Annotated in this window: 25 protein-coding genes; 15 read left to right on the top strand and 10 right to left on the bottom strand. The window is 72.7% G+C overall.

Annotated elements, in window-relative coordinates; all coding sequences use genetic code 11:
- The first annotated feature begins 95 nt into the window (after nucleotides 1-95).
- From OG625_RS21660 to OG625_RS21640, 5 genes are read left to right on the top strand one after another with little or no spacing between them, the layout of a single operon-like run.
- Complete coding sequence (locus tag OG625_RS21660) at nucleotides 96-1,010, top strand: Rossmann-like and DUF2520 domain-containing protein (RefSeq protein ID WP_329383614.1); 915 nt, start codon at nucleotides 96-98, stop codon at nucleotides 1,008-1,010.
- A complete protein-coding gene (gene panC, locus OG625_RS21655; protein ID WP_329383611.1) occupies nucleotides 1,007-1,999 on the top strand; it encodes a pantoate--beta-alanine ligase in 993 nt (330 codons plus the stop codon). The genes OG625_RS21660 and panC overlap by 4 nt, the downstream gene beginning before the upstream one ends.
- Nucleotides 1,996-3,747 carry an L-aspartate oxidase gene (locus OG625_RS21650; protein ID WP_329383609.1) on the top strand — a complete coding sequence of 584 codons (1,752 nt, stop codon included), beginning with the start codon at nucleotides 1,996-1,998 and terminating at the stop codon, nucleotides 3,745-3,747. Before panC ends, OG625_RS21650 begins: the two co-directional genes overlap by 4 nt.
- A 2-nt stretch (nucleotides 3,748-3,749) precedes the next feature.
- Nucleotides 3,750-4,718, top strand: a complete 969-nt coding sequence (gene nadC / locus OG625_RS21645) for a carboxylating nicotinate-nucleotide diphosphorylase (RefSeq protein WP_329383606.1) — start codon at nucleotides 3,750-3,752, stop codon at nucleotides 4,716-4,718.
- Between the two features lie 3 nt (nucleotides 4,719-4,721).
- A complete protein-coding gene (locus tag OG625_RS21640) occupies nucleotides 4,722-5,531 on the top strand; it encodes a type III pantothenate kinase (RefSeq protein ID WP_329383603.1) in 810 nt (269 codons plus the stop codon).
- Here OG625_RS21640 and OG625_RS21635 read toward each other — a convergent pair.
- Nucleotides 5,528-5,728: a hypothetical protein gene (locus OG625_RS21635; protein ID WP_329383600.1), complete on the bottom strand. Its 201-nt coding sequence runs from the start codon at nucleotides 5,726-5,728 to the stop codon at nucleotides 5,528-5,530. The two genes, OG625_RS21640 and OG625_RS21635, sit on opposite strands and share 4 nt — an antisense overlap.
- A 289-nt stretch (nucleotides 5,729-6,017) precedes the next feature.
- Here OG625_RS21635 and OG625_RS21630 point away from each other — a divergent pair, with 289 nt between their 5' ends.
- A complete protein-coding gene (locus OG625_RS21630) occupies nucleotides 6,018-7,139 on the top strand; it encodes a DUF5937 family protein (RefSeq protein ID WP_329383597.1) in 1,122 nt (373 codons plus the stop codon).
- A gap of 200 nt (nucleotides 7,140-7,339) precedes the next feature.
- Nucleotides 7,340-8,887 carry a M28 family metallopeptidase gene (locus OG625_RS21625; protein WP_329383595.1) on the top strand — a complete coding sequence of 516 codons (1,548 nt, stop codon included), beginning with the start codon at nucleotides 7,340-7,342 and terminating at the stop codon, nucleotides 8,885-8,887.
- 74 nt (nucleotides 8,888-8,961) lie between these two features.
- Here OG625_RS21625 and OG625_RS21620 read toward each other — a convergent pair whose 3' ends face one another.
- Nucleotides 8,962-9,906, bottom strand: coding sequence for an SAM-dependent methyltransferase (locus tag OG625_RS21620; protein ID WP_329390835.1), 945 nt, complete (start codon nucleotides 9,904-9,906; stop codon nucleotides 8,962-8,964).
- Between the two features lie 155 nt (nucleotides 9,907-10,061).
- On the opposite strand from OG625_RS21620, the gene OG625_RS21615 reads away from it, so the two are divergent.
- A complete protein-coding gene (locus OG625_RS21615; protein WP_329383592.1) occupies nucleotides 10,062-11,264 on the top strand; it encodes a sensor histidine kinase in 1,203 nt (400 codons plus the stop codon).
- Nucleotides 11,265-11,289: 25 nt separating this feature from the next.
- On the top strand, nucleotides 11,290-11,964 hold the full coding sequence (locus OG625_RS21610) for a response regulator transcription factor (protein ID WP_329383589.1): 675 nt from the start codon (nucleotides 11,290-11,292) through the stop codon (nucleotides 11,962-11,964).
- A 27-nt stretch (nucleotides 11,965-11,991) separates the two neighbouring features.
- Here OG625_RS21610 and OG625_RS21605 read toward each other — a convergent pair whose 3' ends face one another.
- The 3 genes from OG625_RS21605 to OG625_RS21595 all read right to left on the bottom strand — a co-directional run bounded on the left by OG625_RS21605 (nucleotide 11,992) and on the right by OG625_RS21595 (nucleotide 14,778).
- Nucleotides 11,992-12,606: a hypothetical protein gene (locus tag OG625_RS21605; RefSeq protein ID WP_329383586.1), complete on the bottom strand. Its 615-nt coding sequence runs from the start codon at nucleotides 12,604-12,606 to the stop codon at nucleotides 11,992-11,994.
- Between the two features lie 196 nt (nucleotides 12,607-12,802).
- Complete coding sequence (locus OG625_RS21600; protein WP_329383583.1) at nucleotides 12,803-14,044, bottom strand: PH domain-containing protein; 1,242 nt, start codon at nucleotides 14,042-14,044, stop codon at nucleotides 12,803-12,805.
- Between the two features lie 242 nt (nucleotides 14,045-14,286).
- Complete coding sequence (locus OG625_RS21595) at nucleotides 14,287-14,778, bottom strand: PH domain-containing protein (protein WP_329383580.1); 492 nt, start codon at nucleotides 14,776-14,778, stop codon at nucleotides 14,287-14,289.
- A 31-nt stretch (nucleotides 14,779-14,809) separates the two neighbouring features.
- Here OG625_RS21595 and OG625_RS21590 point away from each other — a divergent pair, with 31 nt between their 5' ends.
- The 5 genes from OG625_RS21590 to OG625_RS21570 all read left to right on the top strand — a co-directional run bounded on the left by OG625_RS21590 (nucleotide 14,810) and on the right by OG625_RS21570 (nucleotide 18,921).
- Nucleotides 14,810-15,952 carry an NADH-quinone oxidoreductase subunit D gene (locus OG625_RS21590; protein WP_329383577.1) on the top strand — a complete coding sequence of 381 codons (1,143 nt, stop codon included), beginning with the start codon at nucleotides 14,810-14,812 and terminating at the stop codon, nucleotides 15,950-15,952.
- 46 nt (nucleotides 15,953-15,998) lie between these two features.
- Nucleotides 15,999-16,841, top strand: a complete 843-nt coding sequence (locus OG625_RS21585; RefSeq protein WP_329383574.1) for an arylamine N-acetyltransferase family protein — start codon at nucleotides 15,999-16,001, stop codon at nucleotides 16,839-16,841.
- Nucleotides 16,842-16,881: 40 nt separating this feature from the next.
- Entirely contained in the window at nucleotides 16,882-17,097 is a 216-nt protein-coding gene (locus OG625_RS21580; protein ID WP_329383571.1) for a hypothetical protein, read from the top strand.
- A 90-nt stretch (nucleotides 17,098-17,187) separates the two neighbouring features.
- The gene (locus OG625_RS21575) at nucleotides 17,188-17,526 is read left to right on the top strand and encodes a hypothetical protein (RefSeq protein ID WP_329383568.1); all 339 of its coding nucleotides are present in this window, start codon (nucleotides 17,188-17,190) and stop codon (nucleotides 17,524-17,526) included.
- Between the two features lie 96 nt (nucleotides 17,527-17,622).
- Nucleotides 17,623-18,921, top strand: a complete 1,299-nt coding sequence (locus OG625_RS21570; RefSeq protein ID WP_329383565.1) for an alpha/beta hydrolase — start codon at nucleotides 17,623-17,625, stop codon at nucleotides 18,919-18,921.
- A 165-nt stretch (nucleotides 18,922-19,086) separates the two neighbouring features.
- Here the strand turns inward: OG625_RS21570 and OG625_RS21565 are convergent, their stop codons facing one another.
- The 4 genes from OG625_RS21565 to OG625_RS21550 form a co-directional block, all read right to left on the bottom strand.
- Nucleotides 19,087-20,130 (bottom strand): hypothetical protein, encoded by a 1,044-nt coding sequence (locus OG625_RS21565; RefSeq protein WP_329383562.1) that lies wholly within the window; start codon nucleotides 20,128-20,130, stop codon nucleotides 19,087-19,089.
- 99 nt (nucleotides 20,131-20,229) lie between these two features.
- Nucleotides 20,230-21,216 carry an ABC transporter substrate-binding protein gene (locus tag OG625_RS21560; RefSeq protein ID WP_329383560.1) on the bottom strand — a complete coding sequence of 329 codons (987 nt, stop codon included), beginning with the start codon at nucleotides 21,214-21,216 and terminating at the stop codon, nucleotides 20,230-20,232.
- 46 nt (nucleotides 21,217-21,262) lie between these two features.
- On the bottom strand, nucleotides 21,263-21,928 hold the full coding sequence (locus OG625_RS21555; protein ID WP_329390833.1) for an ABC transporter permease: 666 nt from the start codon (nucleotides 21,926-21,928) through the stop codon (nucleotides 21,263-21,265).
- Nucleotides 21,929-21,935: 7 nt separating this feature from the next.
- Entirely contained in the window at nucleotides 21,936-22,628 is a 693-nt protein-coding gene (locus OG625_RS21550) for an ABC transporter permease (protein WP_329383558.1), read from the bottom strand.
- A gap of 132 nt (nucleotides 22,629-22,760) precedes the next feature.
- Between OG625_RS21550 and OG625_RS21545 the strand changes: the two genes are divergently transcribed.
- Complete coding sequence (locus tag OG625_RS21545) at nucleotides 22,761-23,726, top strand: ABC transporter ATP-binding protein (RefSeq protein WP_329383555.1); 966 nt, start codon at nucleotides 22,761-22,763, stop codon at nucleotides 23,724-23,726.
- A gap of 115 nt (nucleotides 23,727-23,841) precedes the next feature.
- On the opposite strand, the gene OG625_RS21540 is transcribed toward OG625_RS21545, so the two are convergent.
- The gene (locus OG625_RS21540) at nucleotides 23,842-24,951 is read right to left on the bottom strand and encodes an alpha/beta hydrolase (protein ID WP_329383552.1); all 1,110 of its coding nucleotides are present in this window, start codon (nucleotides 24,949-24,951) and stop codon (nucleotides 23,842-23,844) included.
- Between the last annotated feature and the right edge of the window lie 148 nt (nucleotides 24,952-25,099).

Genomic DNA, 25,099 nt, shown 5'->3' with positions numbered 1-25,099 from the left:
GATCATCGCCGACCGGGCGGTGGCGCCCCCAGGAGCTAGCATGGCGGCGTATCGTCCGGTACCCCCCGCGGACTGGAACGGAAGGCCCTCCCCGCGTGAATCCATCACAGCAGCAGCGCCCTGCCCGGCTCGCCGTCGGCGTCGTCGGAGCCGGCCGGGTCGGCCCCGCGCTGGCCCGCGCGCTCCAGCAGGCCGGACACCGGCCCGTCGCCGTGTCCGGAGTCTCCGACGCCTCCGTGCGCCGGGCCGCCCGGATGCTGCCCGACGTGCCGCTCGTACCGCCCGCGCAGGTGCTGGAGTTGGCCGACCTCGTGCTGCTCACCGTGCCCGACGACGCCCTGCCGGGCCTCGTGGAGGGCCTGGCCGAGACCGGCGCGGTCCGGCCCGGACAGCTCCTCGTGCACACCTCCGGGCGGTACGGGACCTCCGTGCTCGACCCGGCGCTCCGTGCGGGGGCGCTGCCGCTGGCCCTGCACCCCGCGATGACCTTCACCGGCACCGAGGTCGACGTGCAGCGCCTGGCCGGCTGCTCCTTCGGCGTCACGGCCCCCGATCAGCTGCGGCTGGCGGCCGAGGCGCTGGTCATCGAGATGGGCGGGGAGCCCGAGTGGATCGCGGAGGAGAACCGTCCGCTCTACCACGCGGCCCTCGCCCTCGGGGCGAACCACCTGGTCACCCTGGTCGCCCAGTCGATGGAGCTGCTGCGCAAGGCCGGGGTCGAGCACCCCGACCGGATGCTCGGCCCGCTGCTCGGCGCGGCCCTGGACAACGCCCTGCGCTCCGGGGACGCCGCCCTGACCGGGCCGGTGGCCCGCGGTGACGCCGGTACGGTCGCCGCGCACGTCGCGGAGTTGCGCAAGCACTCCCCCAGCACGGTCGCCGGCTACCTGGCGATGGCCCGTACGACCGCGGACCGGGCCCTCGCGCACGGTCTACTCAAGCCCGAACTCGCCGAGGACCTGCTCGGCGTGCTCGCCGACGCGGAGCCGGAAGGGGGCAGCGCCCCGTGAGCGAACTGCTGCTCGACACCGCCGAGGAGCTGAGCAGGCTCCCGCGCAACGGCCGCCGGGCCGTGGTGATGACGATGGGCGCCCTGCACGAGGGGCACGCCACCCTCATCCGCTCGGCCCGTGAGCTGGCCGGGCCCGAGGGGCAGGTCGTCGTCACCGTCTTCGTGAACCCCCTGCAGTTCGGGGCGAACGAGGACCTCGACCGCTACCCGCGCACCCTCGACGCCGACCTCGCCATCGCCGAAGGGGCGGGCGCCGACGCGGTGTTCGCCCCCGCCGTCGACGAGGTGTACCCGGGCGGCGATCCGCAGGTGCGGATCAGCGCCGGTCCGATGGGCGGGCGCCTCGAAGGGGCCACCCGCCCGGGGCACTTCGACGGGATGCTGACCGTCGTCGCGAAGCTGCTCCACCTGACCCGTCCCGACCTGGCGCTCTTCGGCCAGAAGGACGCGCAGCAACTGGCCCTGATCCGGCGGATGGTGACCGACCTGAACTTCCCCGTGGAGGTGGTCGGCGTACCGACCGTCCGCGAGGAGGACGGTCTCGCGCTGTCGTCCCGCAACCGGTACCTCTCTCCCACGGAGCGGCGTACCGCCCTGGCCCTGTCGCGCGCCCTGTTCGCGGGGCAGGACCGGCTCGCCGCGCAGGCGGCGCTGCGGGCCCGCGCCGAGGCCTCCCCGGCCAGCGACGAGCGGGCCACGGCCCTGGCCCGGCTGGGCGAGATCCGCGCCTCCGCCGACGCGCACGCCGTCTCGGCGGCGGGCGCCGGGCTGCCGGACGCGGTGCGGGCTGCTGCGCGGCACGTCCTGGAGGAGGCGGGCCGGCACGAGCCTCCCCTCGTACTGGACTACCTGGCGCTGGTGGATCCGCGGGACTTCACCGACGCCGGCCCCGGGTTCACCGGTCAGGCCGTGCTGGCCGTCGCGGCGAAGGTGGGCGCGACCAGGCTGATCGACAACATTCCATTGGAGTTCGGAGCACACACGTGAGCACCCCAGGCAGAGCCGTCCCGTCCGCGGGCACCGGCATACGGCTGCACGCGCCGGCCCCCGGCTGGGCCGTCGAGGCCGACGTCGTGGTCGTCGGCTCGGGCGTCGCGGGCCTGACGGCCGCGCTGCGCTGCGCCGCCGCGGGCCGCCGTACGGTCGTGGTCACCAAGGCCCGGCTCGACGACGGCTCCACCCGCTGGGCGCAGGGCGGCATCGCCGCGGCGCTCGGCGAGGGCGACACCCCCGAGCAGCACCTCGACGACACGCTGGTCGCGGGCGCGGGCCTGTGCGACGAGGAGGCCGTACGGCTGCTCGTCACCGAGGGGCCGGACGCGGTGCGCCGGCTGATCGCGGCGGGCGCCGTCTTCGACACCTCCGCGGAGACCGGGGAGATAGAACTGACCCGCGAGGGCGGCCACCACCGGCGCCGGATCGCGCACGCGGGCGGCGACGCGACCGGAGCGGAGATCTCCCGGGCGCTCGTCGAGGCCGTGCACGCGGCCGGCATAGAGACGGTGGAGAACGCGCTCGCACTGGACCTGCTCCAGGACGCCGAGGGCCGTACGGCCGGGGTGACCCTGCACGTCATGGGCGAGGGCCAGCACGACGGCGTCGGCGCCGTCCACGCGCCCGCCGTGATCCTCGCGACCGGCGGCATGGGCCAGGTGTTCTCCGCGACCACCAACCCGTCGGTGTCCACCGGCGACGGCGTGGCGCTCGCCCTGCGGGCCGGGGCTGAGATCTCCGACCTTGAGTTCGTGCAGTTCCACCCGACGGTCCTGTTCCTCGGGCCGGACGCCGAGGGGCAGCAGCCGCTGGTCTCGGAGGCCGTCCGCGGCGAGGGCGCGTACCTCGTCGACGCGGACGGGGTCCGCTTCATGACCGGGCAGCACGAGCTGGCCGAGCTGGCCCCGCGGGACATCGTCGCCAAGGGCATCATGCGCCGCATGCAGGAGCAGGGCGCCCAGCACATGTACCTGGACGCCCGGCACTTCGGCGCCGAGATGTGGGAGCAGCGCTTCCCGACCATCCTCGCGGCCTGCCGGGCCCACGGCATCGACCCGGTGACCGAGCCCATCCCGGTCGCGCCCGCCGCGCACTACGCGTCCGGCGGCGTACGGACGGACCTGCACGGCCGGACCACGGTCCCGGGCCTGTACGCCTGCGGCGAGGTCGCCTGCACGGGCGTGCACGGAGCGAACCGGCTGGCCTCCAACTCCCTCCTGGAGGGGCTGGTCTTCGCCGAGCGCATCGCCGACGACATCACCCGGCAGCCGCCCGCGGGCAGCGGCCCGGGCGTCCCGGTCCCCGCGACGGGGCCGCTGCAGCCCGCCGGTGCCCGGTACGAGGTCCAGCGGATCATGACGGACGGCGCGGGCGTGCTGCGCTCCGCCGCGTCCCTGCGCACGGCCGCCGAGTCCCTCGAAGCGCTGTACGCGACCGCCCTGAACGAGCTCGAAGCGCACGGCAAGACCGCCGAACCGGGTGTGGACACCTGGGAGGCCACGAACCTGCTGTGCGTGGCGCGGGTGCTGGTCGCCGCCGCCGAGCGGCGGGTGGAGACCCGCGGCTGCCACTGGCGCGAGGACCATCCGGACCGGGACGACGCCGCCTGGCGCCGCCACCTGGTGGTCCGGCTGTCGGCCACCGAGAAGCGGGCCCTGGTCGTCACCCCCACCGAATCCGCGGACTTCCCGTCCGTACGCGTCCCTCTTGAAACCTCGAACCCCCTCAGCCTGGAGCAGTGACCGTGAGCACCCCCGAACTTCCCCTGATCGACCAGAACGACGGCGGCTGCGGCGACGACTGCGCCTGCGGCGACGGCGAGGAGACCGGCCTGGACCCGGCGCTGGCCCAGCTGCTGGTGGACGCGGGCCTCGACCCCATCGAGGTCGAGGACATCGCCCACATGGCGCTCTCCGAGGACCTGGACGGCGGCGAGGACGTGACCACCGTGGCCACCGTCCCCGAGGACGCCGAGGCCGTCGCCGACTTCGTCGCGCGCGAGAGCGGCGTCGTGTCCGGGCTCCGCATCGCCGAGGCCGTGTTCTCCGTGGTGTGCACGGAGGCCTTCGAGGTGGAGCGGCACGCGGAGGACGGCGACGTCGTCGAGGCCGGGCAGCTGCTGCTGTCCGTACGCTCCCGCACCCGCGACCTGCTGACGGCGGAGCGCAGCGCGCTGAACATCCTGTGCCGGCTGTCGGGCATCGCGACGGCCACCCGCCGCTGGGCGGACGTGCTGGAGGGCACCGGCGCGAAGGTCCGCGACACCCGCAAGACCACTCCGGGGCTGCGCGCGCTGGAGAAGTACGCGGTGCGCTGCGGCGGCGGCGTCAACCACCGCATGTCGCTGTCGGACGCCGCGCTGGTGAAGGACAACCACGTGGTGGCCGCGGGCGGCGTCGCGCAGGCCTTCAAGGCCGTCCGGGAGGCCTTCCCGGAGGTGCCGATCGAGGTCGAGGTCGACACCCTGGAGCAGATCGGCGAGGTCCTGGAGGCGGGTGCCGACCTGATCCTGCTGGACAACTTCACCGTGGAGCAGACCGCCGAGGCCGTGGCCCTGGTGGCCGGGCGCGCGGTGCTGGAGTCCTCGGGCCGCCTGACGCTGGACACCGCCCGGGCGTACGCCGAGACCGGCGTCGACTACCTGGCGGTGGGCGCGCTGACCCACTCCTCGCCGATCCTGGACATCGGCCTCGATCTGCGCGAGGCGGTGTAACCGGTGCTCCTCACCATCGACGTAGGCAACACCCACACGGTCCTGGGCCTGTTCGACGGTGACGAGATCGTCGAGCACTGGCGCATCTCGACCGACCCGCGGCGCACGGCCGACGAGATGGCCGTGCTGATGCAGGGCCTGATGGGCATGCACCCGATGCTCGGCAACGAGCTGGGCGACGGGATCCACGGCATCGCGATCTGCTCGACGGTGCCGTCGGTCCTGCACGAGCTGCGCGAGGTCACCCGCCGCTACTACGGCGACGTCCCGGCGGTGCTCGTGGAGCCCGGCATCAAGACGGGCGTGCCGATCCTGATGGACAACCCGAAGGAGGTCGGCGCGGACCGCATCATCAACGCGGTCGCGGCGGTCGAGCTCTTCGGGGGCCCGGCGATCGTGGTCGACTTCGGTACGGCGACCACCTTCGACGCGGTGTCCGCGAAGGGCGAGTACGTGGGCGGGGTGATCTCCCCCGGTATCGAGATCTCGATGGAGGCGCTCGGCGTGCGGGGTGCGCAGCTGCGCAAGATCGAGCTGGCCCGGCCGCGGAACGTGATCGGCAAGTCCACGGTCGAGGCGATGCAGTCGGGCGTGGTCTACGGTTTCGCGGGCCAGGTCGACGGGATCGTGGGCCGGATGGCGAAGGAGCTGGCCGGCCCGGCGGGCGACCCGGACGACGTACGGGTGATCGCGACGGGTGGGCTGGCGCCGATCGTTCTCGGGGAGTCGTCGGTGATCGACGACCACGAGCCGTGGCTGACGCTGATCGGGCTGCGGCTCGTGTACGAACGCAACGCGCCGAACTTCGACTAGGCGCGGCCGACGGCCCTACGGAGGGCTGCCCGCCAGGGATGCCCTGCCGGGCGGCCGTCCATCACGGCGCGGAACTGCTCGTACGAGCGGGCGGCGCGGAGGACGGCGAGGTCGTCCCGGCCGGGTGGGGGCGGGGGCGGGTCGCCGTGCTGGGCCGCCCGCCAGGCGTCGATGAGGTACTGCTCCATGGAGGTCATGCCTCCACCCTGCGCCTGTCTGGGCCGACCCGCACGACGATTGACAGCCCCTGTCAATCGGGGCCGCTGCGCGGGGCCTTTTCCCCCACCCCGCCCCTTCCCGAAACTGAGGGCTCCGCCCCCAGACCCCCGCTCCTCAAACGCCGGAGGGGCTGAAACCCCCAGCCTCGCCGGCGTTTGAGGCGCGGGGTCCGGGGCAGAGCCCCGGCAGCGGCGGCGCAGACGGAAACACCCGGTCGGGCGTGTGGGGATCGCACATGCAAGCGGCGCGGAACGACAGAATGGTCCGATGAGCGTCACCATCGACATTGCCGGGCTCCCCACGCGGCGGATCTCCTTCTCGCCCTCCCCGCTGGCAGAGCTCTGCATGGCGTTGCACGCGCTCTCGCAGCCCGCCCACCACCCCTCGCTGACCTCCTGGACCACCGCCACCACCGCCGCGCTCGATCCGAGCCTCGCGGACCGGCTGCTGGAGGCGGACTTCATGTGGCGGAGTTCCTTCTCCGACATCTTCATGGCCTTCGCCGGCGTCCCCGGCGGGACCGGGCTGCCCGCCGCGACCCTGGCCGAGGAGCTCGACGTACTCGATCGGCTGGACGAGGAGCGGTTCGTGGTGGCCGCCCTGGAGCACTGCTGGATGGCGCTCTACAACGAGGGCCTGCCCTCCCCGCTCACGGACCCCCTCGCCCGGGCCAAGGCCCTGGAGGCGGCCGCCGCCCGCGGGCCCCGCCAGTTGGACTTCTCCCTGCGGCTGCTGGACGATCCGGCCGGGGTGCGCCGGTGGATGCGGCGCCTGCTGGAGGACTGCGACGAGGCCTTCTTCGCCGAGACCTGGCGGCGGGTGGAGCCCGGCCAGAGCGCGGACGCCCGGCACAAGACCGAGGTGCTGCGCCACAAGGGGCTGCCGGCCGCGCTGAAGGAGGTCTCCTCGGCGCTGAGCGTGGACGGCGCCCTCACCACGATCACCGCCGACAAGATGGTCCACGGTTCGACCACCGCCACCGACCCGCGAATAGGCACCGGGCTGGTCTTCGTACCGACCAACTTCGGCTGGCCGCACCTGTCGATGCTGCACGCACCGGGCTGGCGTCCGGTGGTCCACTATCCGCTCGGCTCCCCCGAGCTGGCCTCCGCGCCGGGCTCGGTGGAGCTGCTCCAGCGGCGGATGGAGGCCCTCGCGCATCCGATGCGGATGATGCTGTGCCGGAGCCTGGCGCGGGCCCCGTATACGACCGGCGAGTTGGCGGCCGCGTACGGCATCACCGCACCGGAGGTCTCGCGGCACCTTTCCGTCCTGAAAAAGGCCGGTTTGATGCATACGCGACGCCAAGGGCGGTACGCCCAGCATCAGTTGGATCTGGCCGCTGTGGCACGTATCGGCTCGGACTTCATCGAGGGGATCCTCCGCTAGGGCCCGAACTCGGGCCGTACGCAAGGCCGTACACAAGGCCTACGTCAGGCCCGACGTCAGTCCCGAGGCCTCCCGCGTCGCCGATATACGGAATTCATAAACCGGAATCAGTGAAAACTCTGGCCAGAGTGGCCCCTTGCTGCTTAACGTGCGTCCACCGCTCCTCCCTGCTCGCACTTTTGCCGTGGAAGGACCCCTGCATGCCCTCACGCCGTATAGCCGTAGCAACCGCCGCCCTGGCCGCTGCGGCCCTCGTCTCCCCCCTGCTGCTCGCCGGTCCGGCCGGAGCCACGAGCCCCGCGAGCGATGCCGCCAGGGCAGACGCGCTGGCCAGGAAGCTGGTCAAGGACTCGACCGGCAAGGGTGCCTACAACCACCTGAAGGTCTTCCAGTCGATCGCCGACTACAACAACGGCACCCGTGTGGCCGGCTCCAAGGGCCACGAGCAGTCCGCCAAGTACGTCGAGGCCGTGATGCGGGCGGCCGGCTACAAGGTCACCAAGAACGAGTTCGACTTCGTGTACGTCGAGGCCGTCGCCGAGAAGCTCACGGTGAACGGCGCCAACGCGCACGAGGTCCCGATCCACCTGATGACGTACACCGCCAGCACCCCGGAGGGCGGCGTCACCGCCCAGGTCGCCGCCGCCCCGGTCGACGCCGACGGGACGAACGGCTGCGAGCCGGGCGACTTCGCCGCGGGCGCCTTCACCGGCAAGATCGCCCTGGTCAAGCGCGGTGGCTGCACCTTCGCCGTGAAGCAGACCAACGCGGCGGCCGCGGGCGCGGTCGGCGCGGTCATATACAACAACACCGACGGCGCCCTGAACGGCACCCTCGGCGACCCGAACGTGGCCAAGATCCCGACCGGCGGCGTCACCAAGGCCGAGGGCGAGAAGCTCGCGGCCGAGGTCGCGGCCGGCCCGGTCGAGGTCACCCTCGACATCCGGGAGCTGCGCGAGAACCGCAAGACGTACAACGTCATCGCGGAGACCCGCGGCGGAGACGAGAACAACACCGTCTTCCTCGGCGCGCACCTCGACTCGGTCGCGGCGGGCCCGGGCATCAACGACAACGGCTCCGGCTCGGCCGGCATCCTCCAGGTCGCCCAGCGCCTCGCGAGCAGCCAGAACAAGATCAACAACAAGGTCAAGTTCGCCTGGTGGTCGGCTGAGGAGTTCGGCCTGCTCGGCTCGGAGGCGTATGTCGCCGGGCTGACGGAAGAGCAGAAGAAGCAGATCAAGCTCTACCTGAACTTCGACATGATCGCCTCGCCGAACTCCGCGTACTTCGTCTACGACGGCGACGACTCGGATGCCACGGGCGCGGGCCCCGGCCCGGAGGGCTCCGCCCAGCTGGAGAAGGGGATCACCAGCTTCCTCGACTCCAAGAACATCCCGCACGAGGGCACGGACTTCTCCGGGCGCTCGGACTACGGCCCGTTCATCGCGGTGGGCATCCCGTCCGGCGGTACGTTCACGGGCGCCGAGGGGATCAAGACCGCCGAGCAGGCCGCGAAGTTCGGTGGCCAGGCGGGCGTCGCCTACGACGTGAACTACCACGGCACGGGTGACGACATCACCAACATCGACCAGAAGGCCCTCGACATCAACGTCGACATCATCGCGGACGCGGTGGGCCACTACGCCTTCGACCTGGCGCCCCTGACCAAGCCGGTCGTCTCCGAGCCGACCACCGGCACGGGCAGCGGCGGCGGTCTGCACGAGGGCCACGACGACGTCGTCGAGTAAGCAGGTCCGGCAGTAGGCAGGTCCGACAGTAAGGAGGGGCCGGTATCCCGCGAGGGGTACCGGCCCCTTCCGCGTCACACAGGAGGGCCGTCCGGCCACGGCGGCACGCCGACCGGCTGGACCAGCCAGCCGAAGGCGCCCAGGCCCTCGCGGGCCGTGAGCTCGGCCGCCTCGCCCGCCGAGGCCAGGGCGCGGACGTAGCCGGCCGGATCCGTGGAGGCCAGGGCCAGCGGCGGGCGGGCTCCGGAGACGCCGAGGGCGGTCAGCGCCGCGCGCTGGGTCAGCAGCACCGCGCCGGGGCCCGCGCAGGAGTCCAGTGCCACGTGGGCGGTGACGTCGCAGCTGCCGTCCGGGACGGGCGGGACCTCCCGGCCGGCGCGGAAGCCCGTCAGGGTGCCGAACGGGGGCCTCGTGTCCCGGGTGTGGGCGTAGTCCACCGCCACCGCCAGGCCCCGCTCCACGGTCGCGGCCGTCGCCGCCCAGGCCTCGTCGCGGGCCCGGCCGATCTCGGCCCGCCCGGTGGTCCGGGCGTCCGGCCACCAGCACTCCAGCCAGGCCCGGTCCGCGGGGTCGAGTGGGCCGCCCGGGGACTCCGTACCGTCCGGGGCGACCAGGACGTACCGCCCGTCCTCGGCGATCTCCAGCGGCACGTTGTCCAGCCACTCGTTGGCGAAGAGGAGGCCCGTCGTCCGTTCGGGCGGCCCCGGCACCCAGCGGATCCTCGGGTCGAGTCCGGCCGGCCGCTCCGCGCGCTCCACCGCGTACGGACGTACCCGCTCGGCCACCTCCGCCGGCAGGGCGGCGAGCACCCCGGCCACCAGCTCCCCCCGCCCGGCCCCCATGTCGACGAGGTCCAGCTCCCGCGGGTGCCCGAGCTCCGCGTCCACCCGGCGCAGCAGCCGGGCCACGGCTCCCGCGTACAGGCCCGAGGCGTGCACCGAGGTGCGGAAGTGGCCGGCGGGCCCGGGACCTCCCGGTCGTACGTAGAAGCCGCCGGGTCCGTACAGGGCGGCTTCCATCGCCGTCCGCCACCGAACCGGATCCACGACTTCAGGCTGAGTGCTCACCCCGCAAAGGTTAATTTCACCGTCCACCTTGCGGAGTACGCCCCCCGTGCGAGGTTCGCACCTGTGGTTGACTCCAGCACCTGTCGCCGTTCCCTACTCTGGGTTACGTGCAGCGCCTCTACGACTTCCTCCGCAGACACCCGACGGGCGTCGACAGCTTCTGGGCTGTCCTCTTCTTCGGGGTCTCGATGCTGAACGTCGCGGACTACCAGGGCGCCGGCGCCGCCTCGCGGCTCGCCATGGTCCCCGCGGTGCTCGCCCTGAGCACCGCCGTCGCGCTGCGCCGCAAGTGGACGCAGGCCATGTTCTGGGTCGCCCTCGGCGCCGGGGTCTACCAGCTGGTCCTGGGCTTCGAAGCGGGCGTGTACGACTTCGCGATGCTCGTCATCCTCTTCACGGTCGCCGCGAGCGACGTACCCCGCTGGGTCTCGCGCGCCGCCCTGGGCTGGGGGCTGGCGGCCGCACCGCTCTACTTCCTGCGCTTCGGGGTGGACAAGGGGACGAGCGACACGGACAACGTCCTCTTCACCATCTTCATGATCGTCCCCTTCGTCCTCGCCTGGGTGCTGGGCGACTCCCTGCGCACCCGCCGGGCCTATTACGCCCAGATCATCGAGCGCAACCAGCGGCTGGAGAAGGAGCGCGAGGCGCAGGCGAAGGTGGCCGTGGCCGCCGAGCGCGCCCGGATCGCCCGCGAGCTGCACGACGTGGTCGCGCACAACGTCTCGGTGATGGTGGTGCAGGCCGACGGGGCCGCGTACGTCATGGACGTGGCCCCCGAGCAGGCCAAGGAGGCCCTGCAGACGATCTCCGGGACCGGCCGCCAGGCGCTGGCCGAGATGCGCCGGCTGCTGGGCGTACTGCGCACGGGCGAGCCGCAGGAGTCCGAGGACTACGTGCCGCAGCCGGACGTCGAGCAGATCGAGGTCCTGGTCGAGCAGGTACGGGCGGCCGGGCTCACGGTGGACTTCGAGGTCGAGGGCGCGCCGCGGCGGCTGCCCAGCGGCGTCGAGCTGACGGCGTACCGGATCGTGCAGGAGGCGCTGACCAACACGCGCAAGCACGGCGGCCCGGACGCGAAGGCGAGCGTACGGCTGGTCTACTTCGACGACGGGCTCGGCCTGCTCGTCGAGGACGACGGGCGGGGCGCGGCGCACGAGTTGTACGAGGACGGCGGCGCGGACGGCGCCGGGCACGGGCTGATCGGCATGCGCGAGCGGATCGGTATGGTCGGCGGAACCCTGGACGCGGGGCCGCGGCCGGGCGGCGGCTTCCGGATCAGCGCGCTGCTCCCACTCAAGAAGCGATGAAGCGATGACGAGGACGAGGTAACCGATGTCCATCCGCGTGATGCTCGTAGACGACCAGGTGCTGCTGCGCACCGGTTTCCGGATGGTGCTGGCCGCACAGCCGGACATGGAGGTCGTCGCCGAGGCCGGCGACGGCCTGGAGGCGCTGGAGGTGCTGCGGGCCACGAAGGTGGACGTGGTGCTGATGGACGTCCGCATGCCGAAGCTCGACGGGGTCGAGGCGACGCGGCGGATCTGCGAACCGGACGAGCACCCGAAGGTCATCATCCTGACCACCTTCGACCTGGACGAGTACGCCTTCTCCGGGCTGAAGGCGGGGGCGAGCGGCTTCATGCTGAAGGACGTCCCGCCGGCCGAGCTGCTCGCGGCGATCCGCTCGGTGCACAGCGGGGACGCGGTGGTCGCCCCGTCGACGACGCGGCGTCTGCTGGACCGGTTCGCCCCAATGCTGCCGACGACCACGCAGGAGCCGAAGAACAAGGACGTCGAGCGGCTGACGGAGCGCGAGCGCGAGGTCATGCTGCTGGTGGCCCAGGGGCTGTCGAACGGCGAGATCGCGGCCCGGCTGGTCCTCTCGGAGGCCACCGTGAAGACGCACGTGGGCCGGATCCTGACGAAGCTCGGGCTGCGCGACCGCGTACAGGTGGTGGTCCTGGCGTACGAAACGGGCCTGGTGCGGGCGGGCGGCGGAGCGGCATAGCCACCGCCGCCCGCGGGGCGGGGCGGGTCAGAAGCGCTGGACGAACTCGCAGGTGTTCGGGACGACGGCGTCGAGGGTGGCCGCGTCGGCGAGCAGCATGTCGAAGTCGAAGGCGCTCTCGCCGCAGTTGATCCGGTCGAACCCGCCGTTGCGGCTGATGATGGTGTCGTTGCCGCCGCGCCCGTTGAAGGTGGTCGTGGTGCCGGGCGAGGCGTTCCAGCCGTCCGAGTCGGTGAGCCGGTCGTTGCCGGAGCCGCCGACGAGGACGTCGTCCCCCTCCCCGCCGACGAGGTCGCTCGGGATCGAGGTCTCGTTGGTGGCCACGTCGTCACGGTCGCCCAGCGAGGCCTGGATGCGGGTCACGCTGCCCCCGGAGCCACAGCGGACGGTGTTGGGATTGCTGAACCGGACGCAGCCCGGCCCGGGGGTCAGCACATTGCCCGAGTCGCTCACCTGCAGGAACCCGCTGGAGATGCTGAAGGTGATGTTGTTCGACTCCCCGGGCAGCGCGGCCAGGTTGATCTGGCTGCCGCTGCGCATCACGAACGCCGGGTCGGCGGACGCGGGGCCGGCGAACGCCAGCGTCAGCGTGAGCGCGGCCACGGCGGGGGCGGCGATGCGTGCGGTACGGGGGATGTTCATGGTGCAGTCCTTCGGTTGCCGAGCGCGGACCGGATCGAGGGTCCGTCGGTCCTGAGCGCTACCCCGGGCAACCGTCAGTTTCATATTGTCTGCACGGAGTTACCTCGACTGCCGTACGCAAGCCCCCGTCCGGCCGCCGCCGAGCGGCGTAGCGGCGTAGCCGCGCCGCCGCGCCGCCCTGCGGGCCGGCACCGCCTCAGGTCATCCAGCGGTCCGGGCGGGCGCTCGCGCGGGAGGTGCGGGAGCGGACCGCCTCGGCGGCGAGCAGGGCGGCGGCCTCCTCCGCGCCGCGCAGCCGGGCCGTGACCGTGCCGTTCGCGCCGGTGTCCACGTGCAGGTCGGCGACTCCTCGGGCGCGTTCCCAGGGGCCCTGGGTGAGGCGGACGCTCTGCACCTTGGCGTGCGGGACGATGTCCGTACGCCGGCACACGCGGCCGTGCCGGGCGGCGAACACCTCGGGGGAGATCGCCAGCGCGTACCCCTTCCACCACACCGGCACCACCCAGCGCGCGGCCGCCCGCGGGGACGGGCTGAACATCAGCGCCGCCAGGTCCACCCCGGGCAGGACCCGGGCGATCACGTCGTGCGCCGCGGCCCGCGAGGCCACCGGGACGAGCAGCCCGTTCTTCGAGCCCGCCACGGCCAGCTCCACGCGGACCCAGTCGCGCCGCCGCCACAGCAGCGGTTCCACGATCCGTACGCTCTGCACGCGCCCCGGCGGCACCGTCTCGTGGGCCCGGTCGAGCAGCCCGTGGTCCAGCCGCAGCCCGTCCGGGGACTCCGCGACCGTCCAGTCGTAGTCGGCGAGGAACCGGCCCGCGGTGCCCTTCCAGAGCCCGCCGGCCACCGGAAGCAGGACGGCGAGGGTCACCCACGGGCTGGAGCTGAACCAGAACACGAGCACCGGCGCGGTGAGCCCTGCGACCAGGGCCGCCCAGAAGCCGAGGCTCAGCACCAGGGACATGACGAGGTCGCGCGGCCGGACCCGCAGCAGCTCCCGCTCGGGCGCCTGGCCCAGGCTCACCGCCTCCTCGGGGGCGAAGCCGGCGGCCCGGGCGAGGAGCTCGGCACGCAGGGCGACGGCCTCCTTCTCACTGAGGTAGGCCAGTTCGTCCTTGGCCTCCGTCCCGATCACGTCGAGCCGCAGGGTGGCGACACCGGCCAGCCGGGCCAGCAGCGGCCGGGTGACGTCGACCGCCTGGAGCCGGTCGAGGCGGATGTGCGCGGTACGTCGGAAGAGCAGCCCGCTGCGGATGCGCAGCTCGGTGTCGGTGACCGCGTAACGGGTGAACCACCAGCTCAGGAACCCGTACACGCCGAAGACCAGCAGCAGCCCGAGCAGCCCCGCGACCCGCAGCAGCGCCGACAGGTCCGCGATCCACTCCCCGGCGCGCTCGCCCTGCTGGGCTATGACACCGACGGTGGCGGCAATCGGCACCCAGGCCCGGCGGAGCGGGGTAAAGAGATGCAGCCGCCTTCCGCCCGCGGCGGGCTCGGCGGAGAAAGGCCCGTGGCCTGGCGAACCGCCGTCGCCTGCGGGGCCGGGACCCGCATGGGTCACGCCGGCCGGACCCGGACCCGCGGCGGAGAGGGGCGCGGCGGGCCCGTCGGCAGGGGCCGGCGGCGGGGCGGCGCCGGCAGGGGGCGGGGGTGACGGGATCTCGCCCGCCGGACCGGAGGTCACAGGCCTGCCGATCTGGCTTCGCCGAGCTCCGTCAGGCGGTCCCGGAGGCGCTCCGCCTCGGCCGGGGCCAGGCCCGGGATCCTGGCGTCCGTGGCCGCGGCCGCCGTGTGCAGTTGTACGGAGGCCAGCCCGAAGCGCCGCTCCAGCGGGCCCGAGGTCACCTCGACCAGCTGCATCCGCCCGTACGGGACCACGGTCTCCTCCCGCCACAGCACGCCCCGGCTGATCAGCAGGTCGTCCGCGCGTTCCGCGTACCGCCAGGACCGCCAGTTCCTGGCGAGCAGCACCCAGCCCCAGGCCGCGGCCGCCACCCAGACCAGCGCGAACGCCGCCCACACCGGGCCCACGAGCAGACCGAGCGGGACACCGGTCGCCACCGCGAACAGGACCGTCCAGACCACCAGCAGCGTCCGCCGCAGCGCGAGCAGCCCACCCGGCAGGCCCACCCATCCGGGCGGCGCCGTCTCACCCACTGTCCCCGTATCCATCCCTCCACCCTAGGGCTGAGACAATGCCCGCATGACGGAGACCACGGTCGGCATCGGCGGCGCGGCGGAGAGCACCGACATGGTGCTCAACATCGGGCCCCAGCACCCTTCCACGCACGGCGTGCTGCGCCTGCGCCTCGTCCTCGACGGGGAGCGGATCGTCAGCGCCGACCCGGTGGTCGGCTACATGCACCGCGGCGCGGAGAAGCTCTTCGAGGCCCGCGACTACCGGCAGATCGTGATGCTCGCGAACCGCCACGACTGGCTGTCCGCGTTCTCCAACGAGCTCGGCGTGGTCATGGCCGTCGAGCGGATGCTCGGCATGGAGGTCCCCGAGCGGGCCGTGTGGATGCGCACGCTCCTCGCCGAGCTGAACCGGGTGCTGAACCACCTGATGTTCCTCGGTTCCTACCCGCTGGAGCTCGGCGGGATCACCCCGATCTTCCACGCGTTCCGCGAGCGCGAGGAGCTCCAGGCCGTCATGGAGGAGATCTCCGGCGGCCGCATGCACTACATGTTCAACCGCGTCGGCGGCCTCAAGGAGGACCTCCCGGCCGGCTGGCTCGGGCGGGCCCGCGAGGCCATCGCCGACGTCCGTACCCGGATGGACGTCTACGACAAGCTGGTCCACGGCAACGAGATCTTCCGCGGCCGCACGCGCGGCGTCGGCGTGCTGTCCCAGGAGGCGGTGCACGCGTACGGGGTCTCCGGCCCGATCGCCCGCGCCTCCGGCGTCGACTTCGACCTGCGCCGCGACGAGCCGTACCTGGCCTACGGCGAGCTCCAGGACGTCCTCAAGGTCGTCACCCGCACCGAGGGCGACTGTCTGGCCCGCTTCGAGGTCCTCCTCGACCAGACCCACAACGCGCTCGACCTCGCCGAGGCCTGCCTGGACCGGATGGCGGAGCTGCCGCCCGGCCCGATCAACCAGCGCCTGCCGAAGGTGCTGAAGGCGCCCGAGGGGGCCACGTACGCCTGGACCGAGAACCCCCTCGGCATCAACGGCTACTACCTGGTCTCGAAGGGCGAGAAGACCCCGTACCGGCTGAAGCTGCGCAGCGCCTCGTACAACAACATCCAGGCGCTCGCGGTGCTCCTGCCCGGGCAGCTCGTCGCGGACATGGTGTCGATCCTGGGCTCGCTGTTCTTCGTCGTCGGCGACATCGACAAGTAGGCATATAAACGGACTTGAAGGGGTGAGGGGCCCTTAGAGTGGCCCCATGACCACTGGCACATTCGCCGGCTACCTTCGGCGACTCGGCATCACCGGACCCCACACCCCGTCCGTCGAGGGGCTCTTCGCCCTCCAGCGCGCCCACCTCGAGCGCGTGCCGTACGAGAACGTCGAGATCCATCTGGGCCGACCGCCCGGCATAGACCCCGAACTGTCGGCCGGCCGCTTCGGCGCCGGGCGGGGCGGCTACTGCTTCCACCTCAACGGCGGTTTCGCCGCGCTCCTCGACTCGCTCGGCTACGACGTCACCCGGCACGTCGGCGGGGTGTACGAGGACCCCGAGGTGCGGGAGATCAACGGAAACCACCTCGCGCTGACCGTACGCGTCGACGGCGAGGCCTACCTCGTCGACGTCGGGCTCGGCGACGGCCCGCACGAACCGCTGCCGCTGCGCGAGGGCAGCTACGAGCAGGGCGGGTTCCTCTACCGCCTGGAGCCGCTCGACGGCGCCGACCAGGGCTGGACCTACCACAACACCGGCGGCCCCTTCCCCGTCATGAACTTCCGCTCCGCCCCGGCGACGATGGCCGACTTCGCCGACGAGCACCTGCGGCTGTCGACCGCGCCGGACTCCCCCTTCATACGGACCCTTGCGCTGCTGCGCCGCGACGCCGCGGGCATCGACATCCTGCGGGGGCGGGTGCTGAGCCGCATCGACCCGGACAAGGGGCCCGTCGAGCGGGAACTGGGCGGCCCCGAGGAGCTCTTCGACGCGATGGCGGGCGTCTTCGGGCGGGAGCTCGACGACCTGACCCCCGCCGACCGGGCGGAGCTGTGGACGAAGGTGGACCGGGCGCACGAGGCTTGGCTCGCCTCCCGGCAGGGCTGACGGCGGGCTGATGTCGGTGCGGCAGGGCAGACTTGGCTCCATGTCCCACTCCCCCCGCCGGGCCTGCCCCGCCTGCGGCCGCGACTGCGCCGTGACCGCCGGCCGGATCGCCCGCCACGACCCTCCCGACGGGCGGGGCCGCGGCGACATGGTGTCCTGTTCCGGGTCACGGGCCAGAGTGGTCCTGGGCGCCTCGGCGCCGGTGCTGGACGGCTTCGTGCTGTCGGAACACCCGGGGCAGCTCCCGCTGTTCTGAGCACGGTCGACCCGGTTTGAGTACGGGTGCCCGCGCGGGCTGAGTATCCGCGCGGGTCCCCGGGGGCGGGCCGTCGCACAGGATGGGGGCATGACCTGGAAGCAGCAGCCCGCCACCGTCTCCCCGCCGCCGCCCGAGCCCACGGTCCGGATCCGCGGCCGGGCCGTCCTGGCCCTCGTGCTGCTCCTGCCCGCGCTGTTCGTCGCGAAGTTCCTGCTGCTGGCCACCGACAGGGGCGGCCGGTGCTTCGTGAACGACTTCGAGTGCACGCCCTTCCCCTTCGAGGCCTTCGGCGGGCTGCTCGCCGCCGTGCTGGTGGCGGCCGTCCTCGCGATCGCCTCGTCGCCGGTGCGGGTGGCGCGGATCGCGCTCGGCGCCCAGCTGGCCCTGGAGGCCGTGGCCGTGGCGCTCGTCCTGGCGTTCCCCTGACCCTCCCGCTGCCCCTCCCGTCTGGGGGTTACCCCCCTCAACGGGCGGGGGCCGCCCGGATGTTGGGGCCCGCGCTCCGACCGTAGCGTTCCGGCCATGACGAACACACGGATACAGACGCGGCGCCGGCCCGAGAAGCGGTGGCTGCGGCGCGGGGCCGCCGCCGTGGCCCTCACGGCCGTACTCGGCGCGATCGCCGCCCCGGCGGCGCTGGCGGCACCCGCGGCCGCGCCGCACGACACCGCGCTCCCCGGCGGCGCGTTCCCCGGCACCGCGCTCTCCGGCACCGCGCCGCGCGGCACGCTGCTCTCCGTGACCCCGGTCGGCTCCCTCGACCGCGCCGGCGTCGCCGCGTACCTCTCCGGCCTCGGCACGGACGCGGGCACCGTCCGCCACGGGATCACCGCGCACCGGCTGACCTACGCCACCGTCGACCCCCAGGGCCGCCCCACCACCGCCACCGGGCTCCTCGTACTGCCACAGGGCGGCCCGCGCCGGCTGGACCTGGTCTCCGACACCCACGGCACCACCACCCACCGGGACGACGCCCCCTCGGGCGGGGTCGGCTACAACCGGCTCACCCCGTACCTGCACGCCGCGTCCGGCCGCGCCGTCGCCGCCCCCGACTACCTCGGCCTCGGCGGCGGCCCCGGCCCGCACCCCTACGTGGACACCGCCTCCTCCGTCACCGCCTCCGTGGACATGCTGCGGGCCGCCCGCACCGCCGGGGAGCGGCTGGGCCGCACCGTCACCCGCGACGTGTACGCCACCGGCTTCTCGCAGGGCGGCCAGGTGGCGATGGCCCTGGGCCGCGAACTCTCCCGCCCCGGCAGCGGGTTCCGGCTGCGCGCCCTGGCCCCGATGGCCGGGCCGTACGACCTGTCCGGCTCCGAGGTCCCCGGCATCGTCGACGGCCGGGTCGCCCCGCGCACCGCCGTCTTCTACCTCTCCTACTTCCTCACCGCGCAGAACAAGCTGCACCCGCTCTACAAGGACCCGGCCGAGGTGTTCCGCGCACCTTATGCACAGGCTGTGGAAGACCTGTTCGACGGGACCCACCGGGAGGAGGAGATCGTGAACGCGCTGCCCGCGACCCCGCAGGAGCTGCTCACCCCGGAGTGGTACGAGAACATCCGCGCGCCGCGCGGGGAGCTGCGTACGGCACTGAAGGCGAACGACGGCGCCTGCGACTGGAAGCCGGCCGCGCCCGTCCGCCTCTACACGGGCGCCGCCGACACCGACGTGCCGATCGCCAACACCCGCGCCTGCGCCGCCGACCTGGCCCGCCACGGGGTCCGGGCGCGGATCGTCGACCAGGGGCCGGACGCCGACCACTTCACCACGGCGATCCGCTCGGCCCCGCAGGTGGCCCGCTGGTTCGACTCGCTGCGCTAGGGCACCACCCGCCGGACCGGACGGGGCCGGGTGTGCGGTGGGGCGTCCCCGCAGGGCGTCGAACGCAACCACGGCTCGGCCCACCGACCCCTCGAACCGTTCGACGCCCGAGGAGACGCCCCGGCGCGCGCCCGGACCCGGCCGGGCCGGCACCCCCCGGCCGGCCTAGGAGATGGCGCTGCGCAGTCCGGCCACGTCGATCGGCTCGGTCTCGTCGTGGGCCGTCAGGTCGATGACCTCACCCACCGCCCGGGTCTCCTCGGCAGTGGCCGCGGTCTCGGCCCCGGTCTCAACCGCGGCCACCGCCCGGGGCACCGCCGCTACGGGGGCCTTCGCCGACTCCGCCTCGTGCACCGCGAGGGCCTCCGCGCCGACCACGTCGGCCAGGTCCTCGTTCTGGACCGCCTCGATGGCCGCGCGGGCCTGCGCCGCGTTCTTGGCGGCGCCGAAGAAGTCGAAGCCGCCCTCGGCCCGGGAGGCCGGGCGCCGCTGGGAGGCGTACGGAGCCACGGGCGCGGCGGGACGGCGCGCGGGGAGCGCGGCCGGGCGGGCGCGGCTCTCGGCCGCGGGCAGCTCCGGGCGGGTCTGCTTCTTCGGCTCGGGCTCCGGCTCGGGCCCGGACGGCGTCTTGCGGGCGAGCGCGACCATGGCCGCGTGGGCCCGGGCGTAGCCGATCGCAGTGGGCGCGCCCGCCGAGGTGCGCTCCTCGGTGACGGGCGGCAGTTCCTTCGGCGCGGGCGCCGGGGCCTGGCCGGCGGCCTCGATCGCGAGCAGCCGGCGGCCCTCCAGGGCGCTGGCCCGCTCGGTCTCGGCGGTCGCGTACCGCCGCAGCAGCGCGGCGTGCTCGCCGCGCAGCCCCGCGAGTTCGACCCGCTTGGCGCGCAGCTTGGTTTCGAGCTTGCCGCGCAGCACCCGGGCCTCTTCGAGGTCGGATTCGAGCTCGGCTATTCGCTCTTCCGTCTTCCACTCGTCCTTGACCCGCTCGCGCGCGAGCTCCGCGACGCGGCGGCCCGCCGAGCGGTCCCAGGCGCGCATGACGACCGCACCGGCGACTCCGGCGCCCGCCGTGAGGGCCACGAGCAGCCGTAGTGCCAGCGGTTCCGCGAGCAGCCAGGCGACGCCGGCGCCGGCGACGGACACACCGGCCACGGTCGTCGGCGTGAGCAGCCGGTGCAGGGGTTCGGGGTTGCGGTGGCGTCCACGGGGCATGGCCTGAAATTTACAAGACGTGGAGGTCGATTGGGGTACCCGCCCGGGAAACTGTTCCCAGGCGGTTACCCGTCATTTCCGGCGCATACCGCGTGACTGTTACTTCTTCACAAGTCCCTTGGACTCCAGGTAGGCCTTCGCGACGTCCGCCGGCTTGGCGCGCTCCGCGTCGACCTTGCGGTTCAGCTCGATCAGGTCGGCCGTGGTGAGGACCTTGGTCAGCTTGTCGAGCGCGGCCGCGACCTCCGGGGTCCCGGCATCCTTCGCGTTGACCACGGGCAGCACGTTGTCGGCGTTCTGGAGCTTCTTGTCGTCCTCCAGCAGGACCAGGCCGTAGCCGTCGAGCGTGGCGTCGGTGGTCGTGGTGAGCACCAGCTGGTCCGCGCCGTCCTTGACGGCCTGCTTGGCCTGCGGGGTGCCGACTCCCTTGGGGTCAATACCGGAAACCTGAATTCCGTACGTCGTGGTCAACCCCGGTGCGCAGAAGGGACGGACGGCGCATTCGTCGCCCGCCGCGATCTTCACCTTGAGGCCGGACTTCCCGAGATCGGAAAGGGTCTTCAGGTTGTTCTTCTGGGCGAATTCCTTGGTCACAGCGAAGGCGTTCTGGTCGACTGCCGAACCGGCCGGCAGCGCCTTCAGGCCGAGCGGCCCCGCGAGCTTCTCCAGGCCCGCCACGGTCGCCGTGACGTCGCTCGACGCGACCGGCTTCTCCTCCGGCGCCTTCGGGCCGTTCACCTTGGCGTTGAGGAACTCGGCGAGCGTGGCCGCGTACTCCGGGACGACGTCGATCTCGCCCTTCTCCAGCGAGGGCTCGTACAGCTCCCGGTTGTTGACCGTCTTGATCGAGGTGCCGTAGCCGGCGTCCTTGAGGATCTGCGCGTACAGCTCGGCCAGCACGTTGGACTCGGTGAACCCGGCGGCGCCGATCACGAGGCTGCCCTTGGCGCCGCCCGCGGCGGGCGCGGCGGAGGAGGCGCCGCCGTCCTTGCTCTTCTCCAGGCTGTCGCCGCCGCACGCGGCCAGCGACACCGTCAGCGCGAGGGCGCCCAGGTACGCGCCGAGGACGCGTGTGGTCTTGCTCATGGGTGGACTCCGTTCGAGGCGTGGGAAAGAAGTGTGCGTACGGGGATCAGCGCGGGGCCGTCCGCGGCAGCAGCCGCTCCGCGGCCACCAGCGCTCCCTCCACCAGCAGGGCGAGGGCCGCCACCAGCAGCGCGCCCGCGACGACCTGCGCGGTGTTGTAGGTGTTGAAGCCGGCCGTGATGATCCGGCCGAGGCCGCCCTGGCCGACCATCGCCGCGATCGTGGCCGTCGCGACGACCTGCACGGCCCCGGAGCGCAGCCCGGTCATCACCAGCCCCCGCGCCAGCGGCAGTTCGACCCGGAAGAAGAGCTGGACTCCGGACATGCCCATGCCCCGGGCGGCCTCCACCACCGCGCGGTCCACCTCGCGCATGCCGACGTACGCGTTCGTCAGCAGCGGCGGCACGGCGAAGAGCACGAGCGCGGCGATCGTCGGCAGGTAGCCCGCGTTGCGCAGCGGGGAGACCATGAACAGGGCCAGCACCGCGAAGACGGGCACGGCCCGCCCGATGTTCGACACGTTCACCGCGAGGGCGCCGCCCTTGCCGAGGTGGCCGAGGTACAGGCCGACGGGCAGCGCCACCGCACAGGCGAGTCCGAGGGCGGTCCCGCTGACGTAGACGTGCTCGCCGAGCCGGTGCCAGATGCCGCTCTCCCCCGCCCAGTTGGCGTCGTCCGCCAACCAGCCCCAGGCCTCCCCCGCCACACCCATCGCCACGTCAGGCCTCCTTGGTCGCGGTCCGGCGGCCGGCCCGGGTCCACGGCGTGAGCACCCGCTGCACGCCGAGCAGCAGCAGGTCGGCCACGAGCGCGAGCAGCACGCACAGCACGGAGGCGGTGAGCACCTGGGCCTTGAAGGAGCTGTTCACCGCCGGGGCGATGAGGTTGCCGAGGCCGCCCTTGCCGACGATGGAGCCGACGGTGGTCAGAGCCACCGTGGACACCGTCGCGATCCGCACGCCGGCCAGCAACGCGGGCAGCGCGAGCGGGAGTTCCACCTGCCACAGGAGCCGGCCCGGGCCGTACCCCATGCCGCGCGCGGCCTCCCGTACCTCCTCGGGCACGGCCTCCAGGCCGGCCAGCGCGTTGCGGACCAGGATGGTCAGCGAGTACAGCACGAGCCCGGTCACCACCAGCGCCGCCGACAGCCCGAAGAGCGGCAGCAGCAGGGAGAACATGGCGAGCGAAGGGACCGTGTAGAGCAGCGTGGTGAGGCCGAGCACGGGCGCCGCCCAGCGGCGGCCGCGGCGGGCCAGCAGGGCGAGCGGCAGGGCCACGGCCAGGCCGATGAGGACCGACGCGCCCGTGATCCAGATGTGTTCGAGGGTGGCGTCGGTGAGCTCCTGGGAGCGGGAGGAGACGTACTCCCAGCAGATCCAGTCGTTCGCCACCAGGCAGTTCTGCCCGGCCATTCCCCTCACCCCCCGTCACCGAACGTACGTGGGACCGACCATAACCCCCGGCACCGGCGATGGCCGGAATCCTTCGCACATGGGCAACACGCCCTTCACAAACCGGTGGGCCCGGTAGGGAAGGATGGCGGGGTGATCCGATTCGAGCACGTGACCAAGCGCTACCCCGACGGGACGACGGCCGTCGAGGACCTGTCCTTCGAGGTCGCCGAGGGCGAGCTGGTCACGCTCGTGGGCCCCTCCGGCTGCGGCAAGACGACCACGATGAAGATGGTCAACCGGCTGATCGAGCCCACCTCGGGCCGGATCCTGCTCGGCGGCGAGGACATCGCCGCCGCGGATCCGGTCGAGTTGCGCCGCCGCATCGGCTACGTGATCCAGCAGGTCGGGCTGTTCCCCCACAAGACGGTGCTGGAGAACACGGCGACCGTGCCCCTGCTGCTCGGCACCCCGAAGGCCACCGCCCGCGCGCGGGCGGCCGAGCTGCTCGAACTGGTGGGTCTGGATCCGGCCGTGTACGGGGGCCGGTACCCGGACCAGCTGTCGGGCGGGCAGCGCCAGCGCGTGGGCGTGGCCCGCGCACTCGCCGCTGATCCGCCGGTGCTGCTGATGGACGAGCCCTTCGGCGCGGTGGACCCGGTGGTGCGCGAGCGCCTGCAGAACGAGTTCCTGGCGCTCCAGCGCACGGTACGCAAGACGATCCTGCTCGTCACGCACGATCTGGAGGAGGCGATCCGGCTCGGTGACCGCATCGCGGTCTACGGGCAGGGCGCCATCGAGCAGTTCGCCCGCCCGGCGGAGGTGCTCGGGGCCCCGGCCACCGACTACGTGGCCTCCTTCGTCGGCGCCGACCGGGGGCTCAAGCGGCTCGCGGTCACCTCGGTGGAGAAGGCCGACCTGACGACGGCCGGGGACGACGCTCCCGTCGCGGCGTCGGTGGAGCTGGGCGCGTCGCTGCGCGAGGCCCTCGCGGCCCTGCTCCAGGAGGACTCGGGCCGGATCGGGGTCACGGATCCGGACTCCGGCGCGCTGGTCGGCGTACTGACCCCGGAGGGCGTCCACCGGGCACTGCGCCGGGCGCAGCCGCAGCCCGCGTAACCCTCGTAACCCGCGCAACCCGCCCCGGCGGGCCCGGAAAGCAGTGTGACCGGCCTCGACGGGCCGGTCACAGGTGCTTCGGGTGGGGCGGGCGCGTGCGGGTCGGGCCTTCGGGTCAGGCCTGGATGCGGCCGCTCATCCACATCAGCATCGGCGGGATCTCCCGTCGCCACGTGTTGAAGTTGTGGCCACCGCTGTCGAGGATGATCGAGGAGACCCGGTCCGGGCTCTTCACCTTCTTGATGAACTTCTTCGTGTCCGCGAGGTTCGGCTCGCCCTGCTCGCTGCTGGTGACGAGGAAGGACGTACCGCTCGGCTTCTTGTTCTCGATGCTGGTGAGGACGTTCGCCCGCTGCTTCAGCTTGGCGTCCCCGTGGAAGAGGTCACCGGTCGTCGGGTCGTCCGGGGCGTCGTAGTACGCGGACAGCCCGGCGGCCGCGCCGAAGGTCTCCGGGTAGTGCGCGGCGATCTTCAGCGCGCAGTAACCGCCGGTGGAGTTGCCGATGAAGCCCATGTTCCTGGACTCCTTGCCCACCCGGAAGGTGTCCTGGATGGCCTGCGGCAGGTCCACGGCGAAGAAGGTCTCCGTCTGCGGGCCATCGGGTATGTCCACGCACTCGGTGTCGCGCGGCGGCGCGACGGTCGGGCGCAGCATGACCAGGATCATCGGCTTCATCTTGCCCGCCTTGGACAGGCTGAAGGCCTTCATCGGGTAGTCGAGCCCTTTGATCAGGTTCTCGGCGGTGCCCGGGTAGCCCGTCAGGACGATCGACGCGGGGAAGTTCTCGTCCTTGTACTGCGGCTGGAAGTACTCCGGCGGGAGCCACACGTAGCCGGGGCTCGTTATCTTCGACTTCTGCCCGGTGATGGCAACCTTCAGGATCTGTCCGCCGACCTGGGGCTTGGTACCCCCGGGCACGTCCAGCGCCTGCTTGTCGACGACCTTGATGTCCTTGCTGCTCATCGAGTGGTCGACGACCTTGCCCACGGACGTCTCCTGACCGAAGAGGTCGGCCCAGGAACCGTAGAAGAGGAAGGACTTGTTGGCCGCGAGCCCCACAGCCGAGAACAGCGCCAGCTGGGTCGCCAGCAACAGCCCGATCCGGCCGGCGACGGAGCGCCCGCCGCGGCCCGAGAGCTTCGGCCAGAACCAGACCGTGGCCGCGAAGAGCAGCACACCGGCGAGGACGGCCAGCACAAGAACCGTGTTACTGGTGAGACCCATGAGCAGTCAGTCGACTTTCTGATGGCAGGACCGGAAATTTCCGGCGGAAGAGTGAACCCGCTCCTCCTCGACGTCGTCCTAATGGACGCACCACACACCGGAGGCTGTCGCGGCCTTCGGCCACATGATCTCTCGCGGAGCAACGGGA

It is taken from the genome of Streptomyces sp. NBC_01351, assembly GCF_036237315.1.
Classification (GTDB): Bacteria; Actinomycetota; Actinomycetes; order Streptomycetales; family Streptomycetaceae; genus Streptomyces.
Note: the sequence above shows the minus strand (reverse complement) of the source record. Positions and strands in the feature narration are given on the sequence as shown.